General features: G+C 72.2%; 22 protein-coding genes and 1 pseudogene. 11 read left to right on the top strand and 12 right to left on the bottom strand.

From position 1 onward, the window contains the following. Positions 1 to 64 precede the first annotated feature (64 nt). Positions 65 to 1,105: a M23 family metallopeptidase gene (locus IE096_RS25035; RefSeq protein WP_189455452.1), complete on the top strand. Its 1,041-nt coding sequence runs from the start codon at positions 65 to 67 to the stop codon at positions 1,103 to 1,105. A 105-nt stretch (positions 1,106 to 1,210) separates the two neighbouring features. Here the strand turns inward: IE096_RS25035 and IE096_RS25030 are convergent, their stop codons facing one another. After that, positions 1,211 to 2,074, bottom strand: coding sequence for a Cof-type HAD-IIB family hydrolase (locus IE096_RS25030; RefSeq protein WP_229820596.1), 864 nt, complete (start codon positions 2,072 to 2,074; stop codon positions 1,211 to 1,213). Positions 2,075 to 2,204: 130 nt separating this feature from the next. Between IE096_RS25030 and IE096_RS25025 the strand changes: the two genes are divergently transcribed. The 3 genes from IE096_RS25025 to pspAB all read left to right on the top strand — a co-directional run bounded on the left by IE096_RS25025 (position 2,205) and on the right by pspAB (position 4,786). Then, entirely contained in the window at positions 2,205 to 3,104 is a 900-nt protein-coding gene (locus IE096_RS25025; protein ID WP_189455447.1) for an LLM class flavin-dependent oxidoreductase, read from the top strand. A 118-nt stretch (positions 3,105 to 3,222) separates the two neighbouring features. Then, positions 3,223 to 4,125: a zinc metalloprotease HtpX gene (gene htpX, locus IE096_RS25020; protein WP_189455445.1), complete on the top strand. Its 903-nt coding sequence runs from the start codon at positions 3,223 to 3,225 to the stop codon at positions 4,123 to 4,125. 61 nt (positions 4,126 to 4,186) lie between these two features. Continuing rightward, on the top strand, positions 4,187 to 4,786 hold the full coding sequence (gene pspAB / locus IE096_RS25015) for a PspA-associated protein PspAB (RefSeq protein WP_189455443.1): 600 nt from the start codon (positions 4,187 to 4,189) through the stop codon (positions 4,784 to 4,786). On the opposite strand, the gene IE096_RS25010 is transcribed toward pspAB, so the two are convergent. Continuing rightward, a complete protein-coding gene (locus IE096_RS25010) occupies positions 4,697 to 5,323 on the bottom strand; it encodes a PadR family transcriptional regulator (RefSeq protein WP_189455441.1) in 627 nt (208 codons plus the stop codon). The genes pspAB and IE096_RS25010 overlap by 90 nt on opposite strands. Positions 5,324 to 5,465: 142 nt before the next feature. On the opposite strand from IE096_RS25010, the gene IE096_RS25005 reads away from it, so the two are divergent. Then, complete coding sequence (locus IE096_RS25005) at positions 5,466 to 6,026, top strand: hypothetical protein (protein ID WP_189455439.1); 561 nt, start codon at positions 5,466 to 5,468, stop codon at positions 6,024 to 6,026. Positions 6,027 to 6,058: 32 nt separating this feature from the next. Further along, the gene (locus IE096_RS25000; protein ID WP_189455437.1) at positions 6,059 to 7,405 is read left to right on the top strand and encodes a carotenoid oxygenase family protein; all 1,347 of its coding nucleotides are present in this window, start codon (positions 6,059 to 6,061) and stop codon (positions 7,403 to 7,405) included. 60 nt (positions 7,406 to 7,465) lie between these two features. On the opposite strand, the gene IE096_RS24995 is transcribed toward IE096_RS25000, so the two are convergent. From IE096_RS24995 to IE096_RS24980, 4 genes are all read right to left on the bottom strand, one after another. Then, positions 7,466 to 8,428 carry a MerR family transcriptional regulator gene (locus tag IE096_RS24995; RefSeq protein WP_189455436.1) on the bottom strand — a complete coding sequence of 321 codons (963 nt, stop codon included), beginning with the start codon at positions 8,426 to 8,428 and terminating at the stop codon, positions 7,466 to 7,468. A 39-nt stretch (positions 8,429 to 8,467) separates the two neighbouring features. Next, the gene (locus IE096_RS24990) at positions 8,468 to 9,370 is read right to left on the bottom strand and encodes a metal-dependent hydrolase (RefSeq protein ID WP_189455434.1); all 903 of its coding nucleotides are present in this window, start codon (positions 9,368 to 9,370) and stop codon (positions 8,468 to 8,470) included. An 85-nt stretch (positions 9,371 to 9,455) separates the two neighbouring features. After that, positions 9,456 to 11,243, bottom strand: a complete 1,788-nt coding sequence (locus IE096_RS24985) for an SDR family oxidoreductase (RefSeq protein ID WP_189455432.1) — start codon at positions 11,241 to 11,243, stop codon at positions 9,456 to 9,458. Further along, on the bottom strand, positions 11,240 to 12,082 hold the full coding sequence (locus tag IE096_RS24980) for a M24 family metallopeptidase (RefSeq protein ID WP_189455430.1): 843 nt from the start codon (positions 12,080 to 12,082) through the stop codon (positions 11,240 to 11,242). Before IE096_RS24980 ends, IE096_RS24985 begins: the two co-directional genes overlap by 4 nt. Positions 12,083 to 12,343: 261 nt before the next feature. On the opposite strand from IE096_RS24980, the gene IE096_RS24975 reads away from it, so the two are divergent. Genes IE096_RS24975 through IE096_RS24960 form a run of 4 tightly spaced genes read left to right on the top strand, consistent with a single transcriptional unit; the run spans position 12,344 to position 15,992 of the window. Then, on the top strand, positions 12,344 to 13,432 hold the full coding sequence (locus tag IE096_RS24975) for an ABC transporter ATP-binding protein (protein WP_189455814.1): 1,089 nt from the start codon (positions 12,344 to 12,346) through the stop codon (positions 13,430 to 13,432). Beyond that, positions 13,422 to 14,336 carry an ABC transporter permease gene (locus IE096_RS24970; RefSeq protein ID WP_189455428.1) on the top strand — a complete coding sequence of 305 codons (915 nt, stop codon included), beginning with the start codon at positions 13,422 to 13,424 and terminating at the stop codon, positions 14,334 to 14,336. The genes IE096_RS24975 and IE096_RS24970 overlap by 11 nt, the downstream gene beginning before the upstream one ends. Continuing rightward, the gene (locus IE096_RS24965; RefSeq protein WP_189455426.1) at positions 14,333 to 15,244 is read left to right on the top strand and encodes an ABC transporter ATP-binding protein; all 912 of its coding nucleotides are present in this window, start codon (positions 14,333 to 14,335) and stop codon (positions 15,242 to 15,244) included. The genes IE096_RS24970 and IE096_RS24965 overlap by 4 nt, the downstream gene beginning before the upstream one ends. 13 nt (positions 15,245 to 15,257) lie before the next feature. Next, positions 15,258 to 15,992, top strand: a complete 735-nt coding sequence (locus IE096_RS24960; RefSeq protein ID WP_189455424.1) for an ABC transporter permease subunit — start codon at positions 15,258 to 15,260, stop codon at positions 15,990 to 15,992. 40 nt (positions 15,993 to 16,032) lie between these two features. Here IE096_RS24960 and IE096_RS24955 read toward each other — a convergent pair whose 3' ends face one another. The 3 genes from IE096_RS24955 to IE096_RS24945 form a co-directional block, all read right to left on the bottom strand. Beyond that, positions 16,033 to 16,980: an aminoglycoside phosphotransferase family protein gene (locus IE096_RS24955; protein WP_189455422.1), complete on the bottom strand. Its 948-nt coding sequence runs from the start codon at positions 16,978 to 16,980 to the stop codon at positions 16,033 to 16,035. Positions 16,981 to 17,089: 109 nt separating this feature from the next. Next, positions 17,090 to 18,409, bottom strand: a complete 1,320-nt coding sequence (locus IE096_RS24950; RefSeq protein ID WP_189455420.1) for a CynX/NimT family MFS transporter — start codon at positions 18,407 to 18,409, stop codon at positions 17,090 to 17,092. A 149-nt stretch (positions 18,410 to 18,558) separates the two neighbouring features. Next, positions 18,559 to 19,269, bottom strand: a complete 711-nt coding sequence (locus IE096_RS24945) for a FadR/GntR family transcriptional regulator (protein ID WP_189455417.1) — start codon at positions 19,267 to 19,269, stop codon at positions 18,559 to 18,561. A gap of 103 nt (positions 19,270 to 19,372) precedes the next feature. Between IE096_RS24945 and IE096_RS24940 the strand changes: the two are divergent. Beyond that, positions 19,373 to 19,966, top strand: a pseudogene (locus tag IE096_RS24940) (rhomboid-like protein); the annotation flags it as partial. Positions 19,967 to 20,180: 214 nt separating this feature from the next. Here IE096_RS24940 and IE096_RS24935 read toward each other — a convergent pair. The 3 genes from IE096_RS24935 to pheA form a co-directional block, all read right to left on the bottom strand. Further along, positions 20,181 to 21,005 (bottom strand): HAD family hydrolase, encoded by an 825-nt coding sequence (locus IE096_RS24935; RefSeq protein ID WP_189455416.1) that lies wholly within the window; start codon positions 21,003 to 21,005, stop codon positions 20,181 to 20,183. Next, on the bottom strand, positions 21,002 to 22,279 hold the full coding sequence (serS, locus tag IE096_RS24930) for a serine--tRNA ligase (RefSeq protein WP_189455414.1): 1,278 nt from the start codon (positions 22,277 to 22,279) through the stop codon (positions 21,002 to 21,004). The genes IE096_RS24935 and serS overlap by 4 nt, the downstream gene beginning before the upstream one ends. Positions 22,280 to 22,838: 559 nt before the next feature. Continuing rightward, positions 22,839 to 23,837 carry a prephenate dehydratase gene (gene pheA / locus IE096_RS24925; RefSeq protein WP_189455412.1) on the bottom strand — a complete coding sequence of 333 codons (999 nt, stop codon included), beginning with the start codon at positions 23,835 to 23,837 and terminating at the stop codon, positions 22,839 to 22,841. Between the last annotated feature and the right edge of the window lie 12 nt (positions 23,838 to 23,849).

Below are 23,849 nucleotides of genomic sequence, written 5' to 3'. Positions count from 1 at the left end.
TTCGAGTCGTTCGAGCGGTTCGTACGGGTGGGCGCACAAGGGTGCGGCGCTGTGCGCGCTCTGCGTGCTGACCCTCCCGCTTGTCGCCGCCGAGCCGTCCTCCGCCGTCCACGCCCCCGAGCGGCTGGTGCGCGTCGGCACGGAGGTCGTCCGGCTGGCACGGGAGGCCGGGCGGCTCCGGCAGCGCTACGAGCTCCGGGTGCGCGCCGCGAAGGACCAGCGGGCCCGGGACGAGTGGCTCACCCGGCAGTGGGCGGGCCAGCGGTTCTTCACCGTCGCCCTGCGCCGGGACGCGGGGGCCGTGGCCCGGGCGCAGTACCGGACCGGGGGCTTCACCGCCCCGGGCAGCGCCGCGCTCGCCGAGGAGCCCCTGGAGCTGCTGGAGCTCCAGTACCAGGAGACCGACCGGCGCGAGAGGCTCGCGCGGATGCTCATCGAGGCCGACGGCAGGAGCCGCGCGCTGACGGCGGACCGGCTGTCGACGACGGCCTCCCTGCAGGCCCTCAACGAGGAGGCCGCCCGGCTGCGGGTGGAGAAGGCCGCCATGGAGGAGCGACTGGCGAAGGCCCGGACCGAGCTGAACACCATGGCGGACATGGCCATCCGCAGCGGCCGCTGCACGCCCGTCGACCTCGACGGGCTGCAGAGCGAGCAGGAGGACGCCCAGGACGCCGCCAACCGCCCCCCGGAGGTCTCACGGAGCGGCTGGACGCGTCCCCTGGTCTCCTACGAGCTCACGGCGGGTTTCGGCGGCACCGGCGCCCACTGGGCCAACGGGCACACCGGGCAGGACTTCGCCGTCCCCACCGGCACTCCCGTCCGGGCGGTGGGCGGCGGGACGGTGGTCGCCACGGGGTGCGGGGGATCGTTCGGGATCAGCGTGGTCATCCGGCACGACGGCGGCTGGTACTCGCAGTACGCGCATCTGTCGGCGCCCCTCATGACCCCGGGACGGCAGGTCCGCGCGGGCGAGTGGATCGGGCTGACCGGGACCACCGGGAACTCCACCGGGCCGCATCTGCACTTCGAGGTCCGTACGACGGCGAACTTCGGTTCGGCCGTCGACCCGGTGCGGTGGCTTCGGGCGCGTGGCGTCGAACTGTGACCGTGATCCGGAACTGTGACCGTGGTCCGTAGGCCGCGGTCCGGGGTTCAAACCCGCCGTCCGGGTGATCTGCTGCCCGGGGCCGGAACCGGGTGCCGACGGAGGTTACGGCAGACCGTGCAGGATCTGCTCGATGACCGCCGCCACGCCGTCCTCGGTATTGGCGGCCGTGCGGAGCGTGGCGGTGGCCAGCACCTCGGGGTGGGCGTTGGCCATGGCGTAGGCGGTGCCCGCCCAGCCGAGCATCTCCAGGTCGTTCGGCATGTCACCGAACGCCACGACCTCGTCGGGGGATATGCCGCGTTCCGCGCAGCACTGGGCCAGCGTGCTGGCCTTGCTCACGCCGGGGCCGCTGATCTCCAGCAGCGCCGTCGGGCTGGAGCGGGTGAACACGCCGTGTTCGCCGGCCACGGCCCGGGCCAGCTCCAGGAACTCGTCGGGGGCCAGCTCGGGGTGGAAGGCGAGCAGCTTGACGACGGGACCGTGGCCGTCGTCGCTGTTCAGCAGCTCCTCCGCCGGGGCGATCGACGCGTACGGGTCGATCTGGAAGGGCGGGTAGTGCGGCTCGTAGTGGATGCCCGAGGTGCGCTCGACCGCGAACGAGGCACCGGGGGCGGCGGCGCGCACCGCGTGGACGACCGCGAGGGCGGCGTCGGGCTCCAGCGGACGGATCTTGACGAACCGGCCGCCGTCGTGGAAATCGACGACCACCGCGCCGTTGGCGCAGATCGCCAGCCCGTGACCGTGCACGTGGTCCCGGACGACGTCCATCCAGCGGACCGGGCGCCCGGTGACGAAGAAGACCTCGATGCCCGCCTCCTCGGCGGCCGCCAGGGCCGCCACCGTGCGGTCGGAGACCGTCTTGTCGTCCCGCAGCAGGGTGCCGTCCAGATCGGTGGCGATCAGCCGGGGCGTGGCGGTGGTCCGGCGCGTGGCCGGGGTCTCGGGCTGCTCGGTAGCGGAAGTCACATTCTCATTCTCGGGCACGTGCCGCCGACATGCGTACAAGCGTGCGCGCGAAGTGCCCTCTTGAGCCGGGCGCCGACGGCCGGTCTCCCCGGCGGCCCGGTTGTCGGACCCAGCGCCTACGCTCGGTGTCATGCGACTGAGCACCGTGATCCTTCCCGACCGCCGCTGGTCCGAGGGCGGCCGTGAGTCCTGGCAGCGAGCCGAGGAACTGGGCTTCCACACGGCGTACACCTATGACCACCTGTCGTGGCGCACCTTCCGCGACGGACCGTGGTTCGGCGCGATACCGACGCTGACGGCGGCGGCGGGCGTCACGTCCAGGATGCGCCTGGGCACCCTCGTCACCTCCCCGAACTTCCGGCACCCGGTCACGCTCGCCAAGGAGCTCATCTCCCTGGACGACATCTCGGGCGGGCGGATCACCCTCGGCGTCGGCGCGGGCGGCTCCGGCTTCGACGCCACGGCGCTGCTGCGGGACGGGCAGGCACCGTGGACGCCGCGCGAGCGCGCCGACCGCTTCGCCGAGTTCGTACCGCTGCTGGACCGGCTGCTCACCGAGGACGTGGTCACCGCCGAGGGCGAGCACTACGCGGCGCACGAGGTCCGCAACATCCCGGGCTGTGTGCAGCGCCCCCGGCTGCCCTTCGCGGTCGCCGCGACCGGTCCGCGCGGGATGCGGCTCGCCGCGCGCCACGGTCAGGCCTGGGTGACCACGGGCGACCCGAAGATCTACGAGACGGGCACTCCGGAGCAGTCCCGGGCGGCCATCGCCGGGCAGATCGAGCGGCTCGGCGCGATCTGCGCCGAAGCCGGGCGGGACGTCGCCGAGCTGCCCAAGGTGATGCTCACCGGCTTCACCCCCGACCGGCCGCTGGACTCCTTCGACGCCTTTGTCGACTTCGCGGGCTCGCACGCGGAGCTGGGCATCGACGAGATCGTGGTGCACTGGCCCATCGCCGATTCGATCTTCGCGGCGGACGTCGCCGTCTTCGAGAAGATCGCGGCGGAGGGGCTCGCGCAGCTCTTCTGATCTCCTGGCCGGGGAGCCCCTCCCTTGACGCGGTGGAGAGGGAGAATCGGGTCAGAGGCACCTACTGGGGGGCATGCTCCACTACGGGGGCGTGCTCGCGGAGCCTTGGAGGTCTGCCGTGCAAGGGACCCGATTCGCCCCCGACCGGGGGCTGACCACCCGCATGGTCGGCACGATGTTCCTCATCGGGCTGCTCTACGTGGTCTTCGTGGGTGTGCTGGTGGCGCTGCTGCGCGGGGCCTGGCCGTTCGTCCTGGTCGTCGCGGGCGGCCTGTTCGTCGCCCAGTTCTGGTTCAGCGACCGGATCGCCGCCTTCGGCATGGGCGCCCGGGAGGTCTCCCCGCAGGAGGCGCCCGAGCTCCACGGCGCCGTCGACCGGCTCTGCGCGCTCGCCGACATGCCCAAGCCGCGCGTGGCGATAGCGGACAGCGATGTGCCGAACGCCTTCGCCACCGGGCGCGATCAGCGCAACGCCCTGATCTGCGCGACGACGGGGCTGCTGCGACGGCTGGAGCCGGAGGAGCTGGAGGGCGTCCTGGCGCATGAGCTCTCCCATGTCGCGCACCGCGACGTCGCCGTGATGACCATCGCGTCCTTCCTTGGCGTCCTGGCCGGGATCATCACGCGGATCGGGCTGTGGGGCGGCCTGCGCCGGGTGGGCGGCCGGGACGCCAACACGGCTCTGATCGTGGTGCTGGTGCCGCTGGTCAGCGCCGTCGTCTACGCGATCAGCTTCCTCCTGACCAGGATGCTGTCGCGCTACCGCGAGCTCTCCGCCGACCGGGCGGGTGCCCTGCTCACGGGCCGGCCTTCGGCGCTGGCGTCCGCGCTGACCAAGGTCACCGGCCAGATCGCCCGCATTCCGACGCGTGATCTGCGGCAGGCCGAGCCCTTCAACGCCTTCTACTTCGCGCCCGCTCTCAGCAGGGACAGCCTGAGCCGGCTGCTGTCCTCGCACCCGACGCTGGAGCAGCGGCTCGATCAACTGGGGCGGATCTCGGCCCAGCTCGGCCGCCCGTGACCTGCCTCCTGGCTTGCAGCCCCGTGACCCGTGACCGACGACGCGGAGGGAGACGCCGCCCGTGGGCTTCCTGGATGTGATTCTCGGCCGCAGCAAACCGGTCCGCCCCGACCTCGACCAGCTGTTCGGCCTGCCTTCCGCCGCCGTGACACTGCGGGCCGGAGCCGGGTTCACCCCGACCGGGCTGGGCTCGGTGTGCTTCGCCAGCGTCGAAGGAGGAGCGTTCGACCGGATCCGGCGGGACGTCGGGGAACTCCTGGACGCCGACACCGAACAGGGCGGCGCCCCCGTGGAGTTCAGCCGGGACACCTACGGGTACACCTGGCTGCTGGCCCGACGGCCCCTGGACGACACGGCCGCCCTGGTCAACGACCTGCACGCGGTGAACACCCTGCTGCAGGAAGGCGGGTTCGGCCCCCAGCTGCTCTGCTCGCTGATGGGATTCCGCGACGAGGAGCGTCGCCCGCTCGCCCTGGTCTACCTCTACAAGCGGGGCACCTTCTACCCCTTCGCGCCGGTGGCCGACGGGGGCGGGGCCGACGCGGCGGGCAAGCGGGACAACGAGCTGGAACTACAGGTCAGGGCTCTGCTCGCCGACGACCTGCGGATCGAGGAGGACCTGGGCCGCTGGTTCCCGGTGTGGGGCGCCCCCGGGCTCTGAGCGCGTCAGGTCCTGCCCGGAGCGGGCCTCGACCTGCGCCGCGGCCCAGCGTGCCCACTCCTCGTACATCGCGGTGAAGCGCAGGCCGTACTCCAGGGCGAGGCGGCCGTTGACCGACAGCGGGCCCTCGTCCCACTCGACGGACTTCTCCAGCCGCTCCAGGGCCTCGTGCCGGCCGGCGGCCCGCTCGGCCTCGGTGGAAAGGTAGGTGAAGGCTTCCACCGGGGTGAGCTGGTCGAGGAAGAAGACCCGCAGCATCGCCTCGCTGCGGCGCATCCGCTCCGGCTGGGTCTCGGTGAGCCAGCGGTGCAGCTCGGCCAGGCCCTCGTCGGTGATGGCGTACTCCTTGCGGCCGCGCGGGCCCTCCGCCGCCACCTCGAGCAGCCCGCCCTTCGCGAGCTTGCCCAACTCGCCGTAGACCTGGCTCTGGGTGGCCGGCCACACGTTGGAGAGCGAGGTCTCGAAGCGCCTCATCAGGTCGTACCCACTGGCGGGGCGGTCGGAGAGCAGTCCCAGCAGCGCGTGTCTCAGGCTCATGACCCCACCCTACATTCCACTCTTGACACGTCAAGGGAGGACCTTCTAGTTTTGACATGTCGGAGTTGGAATGTCGGTCGACGGGGCCGACGCACGGGTGGGCCGGCCAAGGGCCTGGCCGGATCGTCTGAGGGAGATCTCCATGAACTATCTGCGCGGCTTCACCCCCTGGATCGCTTTCGCGGCCGTCTCCTCCTTCGGCTGGCAGTGGGCGGCGGTCACCGCTCTGGTGGTGGCGGTGGCGCTGCTGGTGGTGGAGCGCCGGTCGGGCGCCGCGGCCGACTCGCTGATACTCGAGAGCAGTACGGCCGCCTTCTTCGTCGCCCTCACCGCCGTGGCCTTCTCCCTTCCTCACAGCGGCCTGCGGCACTACGGCGGCGCCCTCGCGCTGGGCTGGCTCGCCGTGACCGCGTGGGCGACCTTGGCCGTCGGGCGCCCCTTCACCACGGGCATCGCCAAGCGCCAGGCCCCGCCGGAGGTGTGGCACACCACGGTCTTCCGCCGGATCAACGTGGTGATCACGGCCGCCTGGGCGGTGGCGTTCACGCTGACCGCCGCCGCGCTGACCGCCGTGTACGCCGAGAACCTCGGCTCCGGGGTGTCCATCCCGCTCCAGGTCGCCGGGTTCGTGCTGCCCGCGATGTTCACCGCCCGCTACCCCGAGCGGGCCCGCGCCCGGATGGCCCCGCGCGGCGACGCCTGACGAGAACCCCACGAATCCGAGGAGACCGCACGATGACGAACGCGCCCGCCCATCTCGCCGGCAACTTCGCGCCGGTGGCCGAGGAGCTCACCGCCCACGACCTTCCGGTCACCGGGGCGATCCCGCCCGAGCTCAGCGGTTGGTATCTGCGCAACGGCCCCAATCCCCACGACGCCGCGTCCGGCCACTGGTTCCTCGGTGACGGCATGGTCCACGGGGTGCGCCTGGAAGGCGGCCGGGCCACCTCCTACCGCAACCGCTGGGTCCGCACCTCGACCTTTACGCACGGCGCCCCCCTCCGTGACGAGGAGGGCAACGTCGACCTCGCCGCCGGACGAGCCAACACCCACGTGATCCGCCACGCGGGCCGTACTCTCGCCCTGGTCGAATCGTCCTTCCCGCACGAGCTGGACCTGCGGAAGGGGCATGAGCTGGACACGGTGGGGCCTCATGACTTCGGTGGCCGTCTGGCCACGCCCATGACCGCGCACCCCAAGTCCTGCCCCGACACCGGGGAGCTGCACTTCTTCGGATACGGCGGACGCGAGGAGCCCTATCTCACCTACCACCGCGCGGACGCCGCAGGCGAGTTGGCGATCAGTAGACCCGTTGACGTGCCGGCGCGCACGATGATGCACGACTTCCATCTCACCTCCGCCCATGTCGTCTTCATGGACCTGCCGGTGGTGTTCGACGAGGAGCGGGCGGGATCCCGGCAGGGCATGCCCTACAGATGGCGGCCGGACCACGGCGCCCGGCTGGGTGCGCTCCGCCGGGACGATCCGTACGGTGCGGTCCGCTGGCTGCCGATCGAGCCCTGCTATGTCTTCCACGCGCTCAACGCGTACGACGAGAGCGACGCCGACGGCGAGCGGATCGTGCTCCATGTCATCCGGTACCCGCGTCTCTTCACCGACGAGCGCGGCGAGCCGGCTCGGCCCGCGCTGTGGCGCTGGACCGTCGACCTGACCCGGGGCACGGTGCGCGAGGAGCAACTCGACGACCAGCCCTGCGAATTCCCCAGGATCGACGACCGGCTGGCCGGGCACTCCGCCCGGTACGGGCACGTGACCGTCGCCGAGAGCCCGGGGGCGGGCCGGGCCGCCGGCGAGCTGCTCCGCTACGACCTGCGCACCGGATCCGTCGCCCGCCACGCCTTCGGGCCCGGGCGCGTCCCGGCCGAGGCGGCCTTCGCGCCCGCGGACGACCGACCGGGCGGGCCGGGCTGGCTGCTCACCTATGTGTACGACGCCGCCACCGACCGGAGCGACCTGGTCATACTCGACGCCGACGATCTTGCCGCGCCACCCGTCGCCGCGATACATCTGCCCCAGCGGGTGCCCTACGGCTTCCACGGCAACTGGCTCGCTGACCGCTGACCGCCGATCGCTGACCGCCGAGACCGTCCACGGGCCCCGGCGGGCAGGCTTCCTCGGGTCTCATGGGCGGGGCAGGAGCCCGTCCATGACGCGGGCCTGTACTTCCCGCTCGGCGGCAGCGGCGATGAAGGTCGCGACGTTCTCTGCCCCGACGAGCGCCCGGACGGCCCGCACGGTCGCGGCGGGCAGCGTCACCTGCTCCAGGGCGGGCGGCTGCTCCCCGGTGGGCTGCCGCTTCCCGGCGGGCGGTGCCGTTCGCCGCGTGGCGGGCTCGTGGCCGGTGTCCGGGGCCCATGCGTCCAGGTGCTGCTGGAGGTGCCGGGTGGCCAAGGTCCGCATGGCGCGCGCGAGTTCGGCGTCGACGGTCTGCTGGGCGAGGGGGCGCAGCCGGCGGACGAGGGAGGCGGCCTCGGTGGCCTCCTCGTCGGTCGGGGGATGGTCGAGGAACTGCTGGAAGACGTGTTCGGTGGTGAAGTCGAGGAAACGGGAGGCGATGTGTTCGACGTGAGTACGCAGTTCGCGCAGATGTCCCGAGATGGCGGGCAGGGGAACGCCGGCCGCGTGGAGCTCGGCGGCGACGGCGAGTTCCCGGGGGCTGGGTACCAGGAACTCGCCGGGCGAGGAGGGCAGCGGGAGCAGGATGCCGAGGTCGACGGCGTCCGCGACGGCCTCGTCGTCCTGGGCCCCGCCGAATCGTCCGTCCAGCTCGGCGCGGGTGATCCGGACGGGTTCCTCGTCCGACCACGGTCCGTCGATCTCGGCGACCAGCCCGAGCACCCCGCCCAGGCCGCGGCCGGTGTCCCAGGCGTCCAGCAGTTCCTTGATGCTGGCGAGGGTGTAGCCGCGATCGAGGAGTCCGCTGATCTGGCGGAGCCGGGCCAGGTGGGTGTCCCGGTAGACGTTGGCCCGGCCGCGCCGCTCCGGCTTGGGCAGCAGTCCACGGTCCTGGTAGGCGCGGATGGTGCGGACGGTCGTTCCGCTGTGGTGGGCCAGGTCCTCGATCCGGTACTCCGGTTCCGGCACAGGGGTGCTCCTTGTGGAAGGCCGCCGTCGGGGGACGGCTCAGGACAGGGCCGCCCGGCCCACCGCGCCCGCCGCGGCGCGGGCCGCGGGCGAGGTAGCCAGGTAGTCGAGGGCCTTGCGCAGCGACCCCTCCTGGGAGGGGTGGTACGAGCGCCGCGCGTAGCGGGGGACGGCCGAGCCCAGCTCCCGCCAGGTGGGCAGCAGGCCCTTGGCGACGGCCCGGTTGTGCTCGCGCAGGGAGTAGCGCAGCCGGCCCGCCAGCCAGGGGTCGTGGCGGATCAGATAGCCCGCGCCCCAGCCCCAGAGGTAGAAGAGCACCGGCGCCGTGATCGCCATGCCGAGCAGCCGGCGGGCGTAGCGGGCGGGGTCCGAGCCGCCGCAGTGCTGGTACATGTCGAAGGCCACCGACCGGTGCTCGACCTCTTCGGCGCCGTGCCAGCGCAGCAGGTCCAGCATCACGGGGTCCGGTTCGGCCTCGTCGAGGGAGTCGGCCCGGAGCACCCAGTCGCCGAGGACGGCGGTGAACTGCTCGACGGCGGCGATCACGGAGAGCCGGAAGCGCAGCCACTCCCGTTCGGAGAGTCGCAGGCCGAACGGGGGACGGTCGCCGAGCAGGACGTCGAACAGGAAGTCGACGCGCCGGGTGTACGGGCCGGTGTCCAGACCCTGTTCGGCGAGGTGCCGGAGCACATAGGAGTGCTGGACGCTGTGGGTGGACTCCTGTCCCATGAAGCCCTTCACGTCCTTGAGCAGCGCCTCGTCGCGCACCAGGGGGAACGCTTCCTTGAAGACCTTGACGAACCACCGCTCACCGGCGGGCAGCAGGAGGTGGAGGACGTTGATGACATGGGTGGCCGTGGGCTCGTCCGGGATCCAGTGCAGGGGCGTGTGCTGCCAGTCGAACGACACGCGCCGTGGGGCTATTCGGTATCTGTCTCTCATGAAGGCGCTCCTCCGGAACGGGAGATCACTTTCGGTGGGGGCGGGGATCCGTCGTCGCGGGTATCGGCCCGGAGCGGGGGATCGCTCACAGGCGCGGGTCGATACGGGCGATGCGGCGGCCCAGTGCCGGTGCGAAGCGGGAGATGAGGCGCAGGCCGTGTGCCTCGGGGGCCACGGGCACGACGGGCCGGTCCTCGGCCACGGCCCGGAGGATCGCCTCGGCGACCTTCTCCGGCGGGTAGTTGCGCTTGCCGTAGAGGCGGGCGGTCTTCTCCTGGAGGCGTCGCTGTTCCTCTTCCGGGACGCCCGCGAAGCCCGCGCTCGTCGTGATGGCGGTGTTGACGATGCCGGGGCAGATCGCGCTGACCCCGATGCCCTGCCCGGCGAGCTCGGCCCGCAGGCATTCGCTGAGCATCAGCACGCCGGCCTTGGACGTGGCGTAGGCGGCGAGGGCCTTGGTCGGCTGGAAGGCGGCCGCGGAGGCGGTGTTGACGATGTGGCCGCCCTGTCCGCGCTCGGCCATCTGTCGGCCGAAGGCCCGGCAGCCGTGGATGACGCCCCACAGATTGACGTCGAGGACCTTGCGCCAGTCCTCGGTGGAGGTGGCCATGAAGGAGCCGGAGAAGCCGATGCCGGCATTGTTGACCAGCACGTCCACCACGCCGTACTCGGCGGCGACCTTGGCGGCCAGCTTCTCCATGGCCTGCTCGTCCGAGACGTCGCAGCACTCGGCCCACGCGTCCCGGGCTCCGGTCAGCCGGGCCAGTTCGGCGGTGCGGACCGCGCCCTCCGCGTCCCGGTCGACCGCGACGACGCGCGCCCCGGCCTCCGCGAAGGCGAACGCGGTGGCCCGCCCGATGCCGCTCGCTGCGCCCGTGATCAACACCAGCCGTCCGCCGAACCGGTGGGCGTAGGGGCCCTTGCCCGTGGGCACCCGGGCGGGCAGGCCATCGTGGCGGGCGGCTTCCTGAGCGGTGACGAATTCGCTTATCCAGGACGCGAGTTGGTCGGGGCGGGTGCGGGGTACCCAGTGCCCGGCGGTGAGGGTGCGCCGCACCAGCCGGGGGGCCCAGCGCTCCAGGTCGTCGTAGAGGCGCTCGGAGAGATAGGGGTCGCCGGTCGGGGTGATCAGCTGCACGGGCACGTGCGCGTGGGCGTCCGTGCGGGGGCGGCGCAGCCTGGCCCGTACGTTGTCGCGGTAGAGCCAGGCGCCGTGGGCGGCGTCGTCCGGGAGGGAGGCCGTCGGGTAGCCGGCCGGGGTCCGCGGCGGCAGGCTCTCCAGCCGCTCCAGCATCTTGGGCCAGCGCTTGCCGAGGGGTCCGCGCCAGGCGGCCTCCGGCAGGGCGGGGGTGTGGAGGGCGTAGACGTACCAGGAGCGGGCCCCCTGGCCGAGGAGCTGGAGCGTACGGCGCGGGGTGGGCCGTGCGGCCCGTTCCTTGAGCCAGTGCCCGAAGTGGTCCAGGGACGGTCCCGAGATGGAGGTGAAGGAGGCGACGCGGCCCTCGGTGCGTTCGACGGTGACGAATTCCCAGCCCTGGACCGATCCCCAGTCGTGCCCGACCAGGTGGACGGGGGCGTCGGGGCTCACGGTGTCCACGACGGCCAGGAAGTCGTCGGTGAGCTTCTCCAAGGTGAAGCCGCCGCGCAGCGGTCGTGGCGCGGTGGAGCGGCCGTGGCCCCGCACGTCGTAGAGCACCACGTGGAAGCGGTCGCGCAGCCGCCGGGCGACCTCGGACCAGACCTCCTTGCTGTCGGGATAGCCGTGCAGCAGCACGACCGTGGGATCGGCGGGCTCGCCCAGTTCCAGGACGCACAGTTCGATCCCGCCCGTGGTGATCCGGCGCTCGCGCGCGCCCTCGCTCTCCAGGCTCATACGGCCGTCCTCTCCTCCTGCCGGCGCCGCACGTGCGGCAGATCGTCGTCCAGCCAGAACGCGCTCTCCTCGGGGTCCCGCGAGTCGGTGACCACCAGGAGTTCCTCGAACTTCACCCCCGTGCCCCGGAAGCCCAGGTGGGGTTCGACCGCCCACAGGCCGGGGCGCGGCGGATGGTCGGAGCGGCGGTGGGGGCTCCACAGCGGTGACCAGCCCTCCCGGTGGCCGCGCAGGGCGTCGGAGGCGAGGCCCTTGAGGGCCTGGGTGCCGAAGCCGAACAGCCGTGGGGACCAGCGGCGCTCCCGCAGCCGGTCCACCTTGTGCGCGATCACACCGAAGGGATAGGCGCGATGCCGGTTGACGTAGCCCTGGCGCACCATGAGGCGCTCGACGTCCTCGTAGATCTCCCGCAGCGGGCGGCGCTCGCGCACCTCGCGGAGGATCAGCTCGCGATGGGCGGCGAGATCGGAGAGCATCCGGTCGTGGAGGGGGTTCGCGCCCAGACAGCCGGCGTAGCCGACGTCCGCCGTGAAACCGCCGTGGACCGGTGCCAGGTCGAGGATGAACGGCATCCCCGGCTCCAGCCGCCGCGCGGTGGGAAAGAAGTCCAGCGGCACCCGGAAGCCCGTGAAGGCCGTGCGGTCGCCGAACCAGGCGAAGGGCAGGTGGAACCAGTCGCGGACGCCGCGTTCGCGCAGCCATTCCCGCTGCGCCCGGGCCGCCTCGCGCTCGGTCGTCCCGGGGACGAGCCGCGCGGCGACCGCCTCCGCGCAGTCGTACGCGAGCCGCTGCGCCTCCCGGAATCCGCGCAGCTCCGCGGTACTCATCGAGCTCGTCATGCCGACCGCCACCCTCCGACCGGTCCCGCGACCGGTTCCGTTTGCGGTACCCGAAGTGCGAAGCCACATACGAAAGTTGCCAGTGCTGAATGTGACAATGACCGGCGGCTGCGTCAAGGGACCCGGCCGATCCCGGCCGATCCCGAAGGTTCCGCTGGCCCCTCCATCCGTACGGTCACGTCAGACCCGAGGAGTACGGACAACCAGCCGTCTGGTCTGACGACTGCCGCGAATTCCGCCACTACGGTCGAAGGCGTGACTGTGATCGCTACCGAAAGCCTCAGCAAGCGGTACCCCCGGGTGACCGCTCTGGACCGGCTCTCCGTCGACATCAATCCGGGAGTCACCGGTCTGGTGGGTGCCAACGGGGCCGGCAAGTCCACGCTGATCAAGATCTTGCTGGGTCTCTCGCCCGCCACCGAGGGGAGCGCCCGCGTGCTCGGCCTGGACGTGGCCACCCAGGGCGCCGAGATCCGCGAGCGGGTCGGCTACATGCCCGAGCACGACTGCCTGCCGCCCGACGTGTCGGCCACCGAGTTCGTCGTCCACATGGCGCGGATGTCGGGCCTGCCGCCCACCGCCGCCCGCGAGCGGACCGCGGACACCCTGCGCCACGTCGGGCTCTACGAGGAGCGGTACCGCCCCATGGGCGGTTACTCCACCGGTATGAAGCAGCGGGTCAAGCTCGCCCAGGCGCTGGTCCACGACCCCAAGCTGGTGCTGCTGGACGAGCCGACCAACGGTCTCGACCCGGTCGGCCGGGACGAGATGCTGGGCCTGATCCGCCGCGTCCACACCGACTTCGGCATCTCGGTCCTGGTCACCTCCCACCTCCTCGGCGAACTGGAGCGCACCTGCGACCACGTCGTCGTCATCGACGGCGGCACACTGCTGCGCTCCTCGTCCACGGACGAGTTCACCCAGGCCACGGGCTCCCTCGCCGTGGAGGTCACCGACACCGACGCCTGCCCCGACGGCACCGGCGCGCTGCTGGCGGCCCTCGACGGGGCGGGGCTGACGACCAGGCCCGCCGGCCGGACGGCCGACGGTTCGGCCGTGTCCGGCCGGGTGCTGCTCGTCGACGTCGTCGACGAGAGGACGTACGACATCGTCCGGGACGCCGTCGCCGGTCTCGGGATCGGCCTGGTCCGCATGGAGCAGCGCCGCCACCGGATCGCGGAGCTCTTCCGGGACGACGACGCCCCCGCCCCCCACCCCGCCGCCCCCGGAACCCCGGGCGCCCCCGGCGCGCCGGCCCAGGCGCCCGCGTGGGGCGCCGGCTGGCAGCAGAAGCAGAAGAAGAGCGACAAGCGCGCGCAGCAGAACGGAGGCAGCGTCGATGCCGCCTGAGACCACGACGGCACCGGGGCGCGGCCACCGCTCCCAGGACGTCATCCACAACATCGGCTACCGCGATTACAGCGGCCCCCGCCTCGGCCGCGCCTACGCCCGTCGCTCGCTGTTCTCCCAGAGCCTGCGCGGCGCCTACGGCCTCGGCCGGTCGGCGAAGTCCAAGGTGCTGCCGATGACGCTCTTCGGCGTGATGTGCCTCCCGGCCGCGATCGTGGTGGCCGTCGCCGTCACCACGAAGATGAACCGGCTGCCCATGGAGTACACCCGCTACGCGATCTACCTCCAGGCGGTCATCGGCCTCTACCTGGCCGCGCAGGCCCCCCAGTCGGTCTCGCGGGACCTGCGGTTCAAGACCGTGCCGCTGTACTTCTCCCGCCCGATCGAGCGCGTCGACTACGTCGTCGCCAAGTTCGCGGCGATGGCCTCGGCCCTGTTCGTGCTGACGGCCACGCCGTTGCTGGTCCTCTACGTGGGCGCCCTGCTCGCCAAGCTGGACTTCGCCGAGCAGACGAAGGGCTTCGGCCAGGGGCTGGTCTCCGTGACGCTGCTCTCCCTCCTCTTCGCCGGCATCGGCCTGGTCGTCGCGGCGCTCACCCCGCGCCGGGGCTTCGGCGTCGCGGGCGTCATCGCCGTCCTGACGATCCCCTACGGCGCGGTCACCACCGTCCAGGGCATCGCCCTGGCCAGTGACAACCCCTCGCTCGTCAGCTGGCTCGGCCTCTTCTCCCCGATCACCCTCGTCGACGGTGTCCAGACGGCGTTCCTCGGCGCCACCAGCGCCTTCCCCGAGACCCACGGCCCCGGCACGGGCGCGGGCGTCGTCTACCTCGCCGTCCTCCTCGGCGTGATCGCCGGCTCCTACGGCCTCCTCATGAGCCGCTACCGAAAGGCCGGGCTGTGACGACCATCCACATCGACAACGTCTCCCGCTGGTTCGGGAACGTCGTCGCCGTCAACGACGTGTCCATGTCCGTCGCCCCCGGTGTCACCGGGCTCCTCGGCCCCAATGGAGCGGGCAAGTCCACGCTCATCAACATGATGGGTGGCTTCCTCGCCCCCTCGACCGGAACGGTCACGCTCGACGGCGAGCCGATCTGGCGCAACGAGCGGATCTACCGGCACATCGGCGTCGTCCCCGAGCGCGAGGCGATGTACGACTTCCTGACCGGCGAGGAGTTCGTCCTCGCCAACGCCGAGCTCCACGGCCTGGGCGCGAAGGAGGCCCGGCGCGCCCTCGCCACGGTCGAGATGGAGTACGCGCAGGACCGCAAGATCGCCACCTACAGCAAGGGCATGCGGCAGCGCGTGAAGATGGCCTCCGCGCTCGTCCACGAGCCGTCCGTGCTCCTCCTCGACGAGCCCTTCAACGGCATGGACCCGCGCCAGCGGATGCAGCTGATGGACCTGCTGCGGGCCATGGGCGACGAGGGCCGGACCGTCCTGTTCTCCTCCCACATCCTGGAGGAGGTCGAGCAGCTCGCCGCCCACATCGAGGTCGTGGTCGCCGGGCGGCACGCGGCGTCGGGCGACTTCCGCAAGATCCGCCGCCTGATGACCGACCGCCCCCACCGCTACCTCGTACGGTCGAGCGACGACCGCGCCCTGGCCGCCGCGCTCATCGCCGACCCGTCGACCGCGGGCATCGAGGTGGACGTCCAGGAGGGCGCCCTGCGCGTCCAGGCCGTCGACTTCACCCGCTTCACCGAACGCCTGCCGCGCGTGGCCCACGCGCACGGCATCCGGCTCCTGACGGTCTCGCCCTCCGACGAGTCCCTGGAATCGGTCTTCTCCTACCTCGTCACGGCCTGAAAGGAGGCTCACGATGGCGCTCCACCAGCTCTACCACCCGACCGTCGCCCGGCTGACCTACCGGGGCCTCCTCGGCCGCCGCCGCGCCGCCGTCCTCTTCGCCCTGCCCGCCCTGCTGCTGGCCATCTCGATCGCCATCCGGGCGCTCAGCGGCGCGGACGACCAGACCGCCGCCAACGTCCTGGGCGGCTTCGCGCTGGCCACGATGGTGCCGCTGATCGGCGTGATCGCCGGCACGGGCGCGATCGGCCCGGAGATCGACGACGGCTCGGTCGTCTATCTGCTGTCCAAGCCCGTCAAGCGGCACGTCATCGTCGTCACCAAGCTGATCGTCGCGATCGGCGTCGCCGTGGCCTTCTCGGCGGTCCCCACGCTCATCGCCGGATTCGTGCTCAACGGCAACAGCCAGCAGATCGCCGTGGCCTACGCGGTGGCCGCGGCGGTCGCCTCCGTGGCCTACAGCGCGATATTCCTCTTCCTGGGGACGGTCACCCGGCACGCGGTCATCGTCGGCCTCGTCTACGCCCTCGTCTGGGAGTCGCTGTTCGGCAGCCTCATCCCGGGGGCGCGGACGCTCAGCGTCCAGCAGTGGGCGCTGGCCCTGGCCCAGCGGATCGCCGGGGACGGGGCGATCAACGCCCAGGTGTCGCTGACCCTGGGGCTGACGCTGCTGGCCGTCGCGACCGTCGCCGGCACGTACTTCGCGGCGCGCAAGCTGCGGACGCTGACGCTGGCCGGAGAGGAGTAGGAGCGGAAGGGCGGCCCAGCCGCTCCTCCGGCAGCGGGATTCACACCCGCAGCGCCCTCGCGATGGCGATCTGCTCCGGCTGAAGGCGGGTCTCGCCGTCCTCGACGTCCCACAGGGAGTTCTGGAGGGCCCGGGCGAGCGTCCAGCGCGCCGCCCGTTCACGGTCCAGGCCCAGCAGGTCCGTCATGAGGTCGAAGCGCCGGCGCACCGCCCGGGTCACGTCGCCGGTGGCGACGATGTCCTCCCAGCGGTTGTCCAGGGCCGGCATCAGGTCGAACCCCGGGTCGCCCACCAGCGGCTTGGGATCGATCGCCAGCCACGCGCCCCTGTCCGCACCGGTGTCCGCGCCGGGCAGGGGCGCGAGGACGTTCTCGTAGTGGAGGTCCCAGTGCAGCAGCCGGTCGCCCGGCTCGCCGACGACCTCCCGGACGGCGGCCGCGCAGTCCAGCAGCAGGGCGCGCTCGCCCGCGTCGGACAGGGAGGGCAGCGCCCGCGGCACGTCCTCCAGCATGGCCTCCGCCACCGCGCCCAGCGTCCGAAGCCCGGCCGGTGCGGGCGCCTCCAGCAGTCGTCCCAGCAGCGTCGTCAGCGACAGCAGCGCCGCCTCCGCGTCGGGGACGTCCTGGAGCGAGCGGTCGGCGTCCAGCCGCTCCAGCAGCAGCGTGCCGGACTCCGGGTCGTGGTCGAGGAGTTCGACCGCACCCGCGCCCGCCCAGGCCCGCAGCGCGGGCGCCTCACCGACGCTCTCCTCGGTGACCGGCTGGAGCTTCAGCGCGGCGGGGGAGCCGTCCGCGCGCCGTACGGGCAGGACGAGCGCCACCACGCCGTGCGCCGCGGGGCCGTCGACGCGCAGCCCCCAGCGGTCGAGGAAGTCCGCCGCCAGGTCCGGCAGCGCGGCGATCCACTCGGGGCCGCCCTCGCCCTCGGACGCGTCCTCGTGGTACTCGACGAGGCGGGCCGGGACGGTGATCCGGGATGCTGCGCGCATGACGGCGGACTCCTCCTGCGGACTACGAACGACGAACGACGAACTACGAACGACGAACTTCGAACTACGCGAACCAAGCGAACGGTGAACTCCTCACTCCCCCAACGCCTCAGATCTTCCGATCGCGCCCGGCGCCCAGTCCCAGGAAGAGGAGCGCCGCGCAGGCGACGAGCAGCAGCGAGACCGGCAGCGTCCAGCTGTCCGTCGCCCCGTACACCCAGCCGATCGCGAACGGGCCGACGGAGGCGAGCAGATAGCCCCACGTCTGGGCCATGCCCGACAGCCGGGAGGCCGTGTGCGCGTCGCGGGTGCGCAGCACCATGAACGTCAGGGCCAGGCCCAGCAGACCGCCCTGGGCCACGCCCATGAGCGTCGCCCACACCCACGCGCCCGCCACGGGGGCGATCAGCAGGCCGGTGACGCCCGCCGCCATCAGGGCCACCACGGCGACCACCGGTACGCGCTGGTCGCGCATCCGGCCCGCGAGCAGCGGCACGAAGAACGAACCGGCCATCTGCACCAGCGTGTAGAACGCGTAGACCAGACCGGCCCCGCCCTTGCTCATCCCGTGGTCGGTGAAGATCGTCGGCATCCAGGCGATGCACACGTAGGCGATCAGCGACTGGGTGCCCATCATCAGCGTGACCTGCCAGGCCAGCGGCGAGCGGGTGAGCCGGGGACCCTCGCCCGCGTGCACCGCGCTCGCGGACGCGGCGGCGGAGCCGACCGAGGAGCCGGCCGCGAACCCGGCCGAGGACCCGGCGGGCGCGTCCGGCCGGGCGGCGCCGCGCCGGGTGAGGACCGCCTGCGGCAGCCAGACGAGGGCCGCCACGGCGGCGAGCAGCGCCCAGGAGGCGAGCGAGCCCCGCCAGCCGCCCAGGGCGTTCTCCAGCGGCACGGACAGCGCGGCCGAGCCCGTGGCGCCGAGGATCAGCGTGGTGGAGTAGAGCGCGGTCATGCTCGCGGCGCGGTCCGGGAAGTCCCGCTTGACCAGGCCCGGCATCAGCACGTTCAGCAGGGCGATCGCGGTGCCGACGAGCGCGCAGCCCGCGAACAGCGCCACCACGGGCGGCGCGACGCGCAGCAGGATGCCCCCGCACAGCAGCAGGAGCGCCCCGCACAGCACGGCCTCCGTGCCGAAGCGCCGGGCGAGCCGGGGCGCGACGATCGAGCCGAGGCCCATGAAGACCAGCGGGATCGTGGTCACGAGGCTGCTCGTGGCCGCCGAGAGGTGGAAGTGGCCGCCTATCTCGCTCATGAGCGGCGAGACCCCGGCGAGCGCCGCCCGCATGTTCAGCGAGGCGAGCACGATGCCGAGCATCGCGAACGCGGGGTGGGCGAGGACGCCCCGCCGGGCGGGCGCGGCGACCGGCTCGGAACGGGCCGGCGCGGTGCCGACCGGCGGTATGTCGGCCGTGTCGGACGTCATGCCGGACGTCGTGCCGGACGTCGTGCCGGACGTCGTGCCGGACGTCGTGTCAGACCTCGCTTCGGACCTCGGTTCGGACCTCGTTTCGGACAAGGGGGTGCCTCCAGGGGTGGTGCGAAGGAAGGGGGGAACGGTCCGGGGGCGCGCGGTCAGCTCTCGGCGAGCAGGGAGTCGACGGCCTGCTTGGGGCGCTCGAGCAGGGTCCGGGCGGCGCGGTAGGCGGCGTCCGGGTCGCCGGAGGCGATGGCCTCCATGAGGGCGTGGTGGTCGCCGTGGACGATGCGCGGCATGTCGCGGTCGCCGAGCGCGGTGACCAGCGCCTCGCGCACCGAGCTGCTGAACCAGGCGTACGTCGCCGTCAGCGCGCTGTTGTGGGCGGCCTCCACGACGGCCCGGTGGAACTCCACGTCGTGGTCCGCGTAGAGCTCCAGGCTGCCGGAGTCGGGCTGGCCGTCGGGGTCCTCGAAGGCCGTCTGGGCGTCTAGCGCGGCCCGCATCCGCTCCAGGTCGGCGGGCTCGTGGCGGAGCGCCGCGAGCCGGGCGGCCTCGGCCTCCAGCGCGATGCGCAGCTCCAGGACGTCGCGCACTCCGGCGCGCCGCAGCCCGCGCATGACCTCGGCGGGGTCGGCCGTGGACAGCACGAAGGTGCCCTCGCCCTGCCGGGAGCGCAGCATCCCGGCGTGCACGAGGACGCGGACGGCCTCGCGGACCGTGTTGCGGCCGACCTTCAGCTGCTCGGCGAGGGCGTGCTCGGTCGGGATGCGCTCCCCGACCCGCCACTCGCCGGCGGCCACCTGGGCGCGCAGTTGTTCCACGACGGTGTCCACGAGGGACTGGCGTCCCGCCGCTCGCAGTGCCATGTGTGTCGTCCTCCGGGCAGACGCTTGAGCCAACCGCCGATTCAACCGGTTGCCCAGTCATCCTACAACTGCGCGCCGACGTCTCCCGGGCTACCTTCGAGGGGTGGTAGTCGACGGGATTCGCCGCTGGGTCCGCTCCTCGCCCGGTACGCACATCTGGCTGCTGATCATCGGTATCACCAGCCTCGTCGTCGCGTCGGCCAGTGAGGGACTGGAGGCCTTCCTCCTCCACCGCAACAGCAGCAACATCCACGAGCTCAACAAGCACCCGTTCGAGTCCTTGCTGATCAGCGGCTTCTGGATCGAGACCCCGTCGTCGTTCGCCCTCTACGCCCTGCTCTTCGAGGTCGTCCACGCCAACGTCGAACGCTGGCTCGGCACGCTGCGGTGGCTGTGCGTGGTGGCGGTCGCCCATGTCGCGGCGACGCTGATCAGCCAGGAGGTCCTGCTGAGGGCGATCGAGAGCCACTCCGCACCGCGCTCGATGAAGCACGTCGTCGACATCGGCGTCTCCTACGGGCTCGCCGGGGCCGTCGGCGTCCTCACCTATCGCATACCGCGGCCGTGGCGCTGGCCCTACCTGGTGGGGGCGGTGGCCTTCTTCGCGTTGCCGCTGCTGACCGGCGGCACGTTCACCGACGTCGGCCACGCGATCGCGCTGGGGCTGGGCCTGGCCTGCTGGTCGCTGACCCGGGACCGGCCGCCCTGGCGGTGGGACGCCGGACGCGCCCGCCAGGCCGCGCTGGAGGCGGCAGAAGCAGCGCGACAAGCGGCCGGAGCGGCCAAACAGGCGGCAGAAGCGGCCCGGCAGGCGGCCGGGACCGCCAGGGGTGCGGCGCTCAGCCGGAGAGAGGCCGCTCCGGAGGCTCCGGACGCTCCCGAGGCTACGGGCGCTCCCGAGGCCCCGAACGCTACGGACGCTCCGGGCCGAAGAGACGCTCCAGGACGACCGCGATCCCGTCCTCCTCGTTCGAGGCGGTGACCTCGTCCGCCACGGCCTTGAGCTCCGGGTGGGCGTTGGCCATGGCGACGCCGTGGGCGGCCCAGCCGAACATCGGGACGTCGTTGGGCATGTCGCCGAACGCGATCGTGTCGGCGGCCTTGACGCCCAGCCGGCGCGCGGCGAGCGACAGGCCCGTGGCCTTGCTCAGGCCCAGCGGCAGCAGCTCGACTATGCCCGAGCCGGCCATCGTCACGCCGACGAAACCGCCCGCGACCGCCCGCGCGACCTCCGCGAGGGCGTCGTCGTCGAGCGTGGGGTGCTGGAGGTAGACCTTGTTGAGCGGCGCCGCCCACAGCTCGCTCGCCTCGTTGATCGGAACGACCGGGAGCGGCCCTTCCTGGAGGCGGTAGCCGGGGCCGACCAGGACGTCGCCGTCCATGCCGTCACGGCTGGCGGCCAGCCGCAGCGGACCGACCTCCGCCTCGATCTTGGCGAGCGCCAGCGCGGCGAGCTGCCTGTCGAGCGTCACGGACGTCAGCAGTCTGTGCTCGCCCGCGTGGTAAACCTGCGCGCCCTGCCCGCAGACCGCGAGGCCCCGGTAGTCCAGGGCGTCCAGGATGTGCCTGGTCCAGGCGACGGTGCGCCCGGTGACGACGATGTGCGCGGCGCCCGCCGCCGTGGCCGACGCGAGGGCGGCGCGGGTGCGCTCCGAGACGGTGTCGTCGGAGCGCAGCAGCGTGCCGTCGAGGTCGGTCGCGATCAGACGGAACGGCGGCGGGACCGGGGGCGTCACTTGGCGGTGGGCTCCAGGACCTCACGGCCGCCCAGGTAGGGGCGGAGGACCTCGGGCACGCGCACCGAGCCGTCGGCCTGCTGGTGGTTCTCCAGGAGCGCCACGATCGTGCGCGGGACGGCGCACAGGGTGCCGTTGAGCGTCGCCAGCGGACGGACGTTCTTGCCCTCGCGCACCCGGACGGACAGCCGGCGCGCCTGGAACTCGTCGCAGTTGGACGTGGACGTCAGCTCGCGGTACTTGCCCTGCGTCGGGATCCAGGCCTCGCAGTCGAACTTGCGGGAGGCCGAGGAGCCGAGGTCACCGGTGGCCGTGTCGATCACCTGGAAGGGCAGCTCCAGGCTGGTCAGCCACTGCTTCTCCCACTCCAGCAGGCGGGCGTGCTCGGCCTCCGCCTCCTCCGGCAGGACGTACGAGAACATCTCGACCTTGTCGAACTGGTGGACGCGGAAGATGCCCCGGGTGTCCTTGCCGTACGTACCGGCCTCGCGGCGGAAGCACGGGGAGAAGCCCGCGTAGCGCAGCGGCAGCTGGTCGGCGTCGAGGATCTCGTCCATGTGGTACGCGGCGAGGGGGACCTCGGAGGTGCCCACCAGGTAGAAGTCGTCCTTCTCCAGGTGGTAGACGTCCTGCGCGGCCTGGCCGAGGAAGCCGGTGCCCTCCATGGCGCGCGGCTTGACCAGCGCGGGCGTGAGCATCGGGGTGAAGCCGGCGGCGGTGGCCTGGGCGATGGCGGCGTTGACGAGGGCGAGCTCCAGCAGCGCGCCGACACCCGTCAGGTAGTAGAAGCGGGAGCCGGACACCTTGGCGCCGCGCTCGACGTCGATGGCGCCCAGCGTCTGGCCGAGCTCCAGGTGGTCCTTGGGCTCGAAGCCCTCGGCGGCGAAGTCGCGGGGGGTGCCGACGGTCTCCAGGACGACGAAGTCGTCCTCGCCGCCGCGCGGGATGTCGGGGTGGACGATGTTGCCGATGCGGAGCAGCAGGCGCTGTGCCTCGGCGGCGGCCTCGTCCTGCTCGGCGTCGGCGGCCTTGACGGCGGCGGAGAGCTCGCCGGCCTTCTTCAGCAGCTCGGCCTTCTCGTCGCCGGTGGCCTTGGGGATGAGCTTGCCGAGCGCCTTCTGCTCGGAGCGGAGCTCGTCGAAGCGGACGCTGGACGACCTGCGCCGCTCGTCGGCGGAGAGCAGCGCGTCGACGATGTCGACGTCCTCTCCACGGGCGCGCTGGGAGGCGCGCACACGGTCGGGGTCCTCACGGAGCAGGCGAAGGTCAATCACCCCTCCAGGCTACCGTTGTGCGCTGCGGTTGCTCGACGCGATATTCCCTTTGGTTGTGATTTGTCCAACTCTGGGAATTCCGGAAAGCGGTGGGCGGGCTCGTCGCCGGGCCGTGACGCCTTGTGGAAGGCGGCAGTTGAGGACTGCTGTTGTCCACAGGAGTGAGCAGTTCCGCTTCTTTGTCCACAGGGTGTGCGGGAAATCTGTGGATGTCGGAAGCGGGGATTCCGTTTGGTCTGTCATTCGTCAGAGTTTCATGAGGCAAACCTCTTACGGCCACTCTTTGGGGTGGCGTTCACTCCCCCTAAAGGGTTGTTCGAGGCATTTCGACTGACGGACGGGTAGCAGTCACGGGAATCGGTGGCTGTGGACGGCCGTGCCGGGTCAGCGGAGAGATTTGTCGACCATTGCCCGTTTTATACGGTTTCCAGGGACTCTCGCTCTATCGACTTATCCCCAGGTCGAGAACCGCCTGTGGATAAGTCTGTGGGTAACCCTGTGGGAAACCCGGGACGGCCTGGGGACGGAGGACCTGGGGACAGCCGGAGAAGGCGGCCGCTCAGGCCCGGCCGTCCTGGCAGCGCGCCAGCCAGTCCGCCGCCGCCACGAAGTCGCCGTCCGTCGTCCCCGGACGTCCGTCCGGCTGTTCACCCCGGGCGGCACCCCCGGCACTCGCACCCCCGGCACCCGCGCCCGAGGCACTCGCACCCCCAGTACTCGTACCCGCACGCGGGTACGAACCCAGGAACCGTACCTCGGCGCACGTCCGCTTGAGCCCCATCAGCGCCTCGGCCACCCGGCGGTCCGTGATGTGCCCCTCGCAGTCGACGGAGAAGCAGTAGCGCCCCATACCCTCGCCGGTCGGCCGCGACTCGATCCGCATGAGGTTCACGCCCCGCACCGCGAACTCCTGGAGGTACTCCAGCAGCGCGCCCGGGTGGTCGTCCCGCTGCCACATCACCAGCGACGTCCGGTCCGCCCCCGTCCGCGCCGCCGGCCGCGCCGGGCGGCCGACCAGGACGAAGCGGGTCTCGGCGTTCTCCGCGTCGTGGATGCCGGTGACGAGCGGCTCCAGCCCGTACGTCGCCGCCGCGAACTCCCCGGCGAACGCCGCGTCGTAGCGGCCCTCGCGGACCAGCCGCGCGCCGTCCGCGTTGGACGCGGACGACTCCCACACCGCGTCCGGCAGGTTGGCCGCCAGCCACTTGCGCACCTGCGGCTGCGCCACCGGGTGGCCGGTCACCGTCTTGATGTCCTCGAAGCGGGTGCCCGGACGGACCAGGAGCGCGAAGGCGATCTCCAGCAGCACCTCGCGGTAGATCATCAGCGGTTCGCCGGTGGCCAGTTCGTCGAGGGTCGCGGTGACGCCGCCCTCGACCGAGTTCTCGATCGGCACGAGCGCGGCCGCGGCCTCGCCGGAGCGCACGGCGTCGAGCGCGGCGGGCACGGAGACCATGGGGACCAGCTCGCGGGTGGCCGCCTCGGGGAGGGTGCGCAGGGCGGCCTCGGTGAACGTGCCCTCGGGGCCGAGGTAGGTGTAGCGGGTTGCCGACCTCATGGTTTCCTCCGG

The organism is Streptomyces abikoensis (assembly GCF_014648775.1).
Taxonomy (GTDB): Bacteria; Actinomycetota; Actinomycetes; order Streptomycetales; family Streptomycetaceae; genus Streptomyces; species Streptomyces abikoensis.
This window is presented reverse-complemented; position numbering and strand designations above follow the sequence as displayed.